Below are 607 nucleotides of genomic sequence, written 5' to 3' on the forward strand. Positions count from 1 at the left end.
AGGTCTGAAAGCAACTGAGGCTTTGGAAGCCAACCGTAAAGATATTGATGCCAATAAAAAATACATCGGTGATCTCGCATTAGCCGGCAAAGCAGCAGCTGACGCTTTAGAAGCTAACCGTCAAGACATCGACGCCAATAAAGCAGCAATCGCTGAAAATACTGCCAAACTTGAAGAGCAAAAAGAAGCTAACGAAGGCTTCAATAATGCGATCGCCAGCTTGGATAAAGACATCGGTGATCTCGCATTAGCCGGTAAAGCAGCAGCTGACGCTTTAGAAGCTAACCGTCAAGACATCGACGCCAACACAGCAGCAATCGAAACTAAAGCCGATAAAGCTGACTTCGAAGAATTGGCAAAATACACTGCCGACATGGGTAAAAAAGTTAACGACATCGGTGATGAAGTAACTGCCCTGAGCGACGCGACTAGCGCAGCTATCACTCGTCACGATAAAGACATCGTTGACTTGGCACAAGCAGGTCTGAAAGCAACTGAGGCTTTGGAAGCCAACCGTAAAGATATTGATGCCAATAAAAAATACATCGGTGATCTCGCATTAGCCGGCAAAGCAGCAGCTGACGCTTTAGAAGCTAACCGTCAAGAC

General features: G+C 46.3%; 1 pseudogene. It reads left to right on the forward strand.

The window, feature by feature from the left end:
• Positions 1-22: 22 nt before the first annotated feature.
• Positions 23-607: pseudogene (locus ACTHUR_RS15830) on the forward strand (outer membrane insertion C- signal); the annotation flags it as partial.

Source organism: Neisseria sp. P0021.S007 (assembly GCF_051956855.1).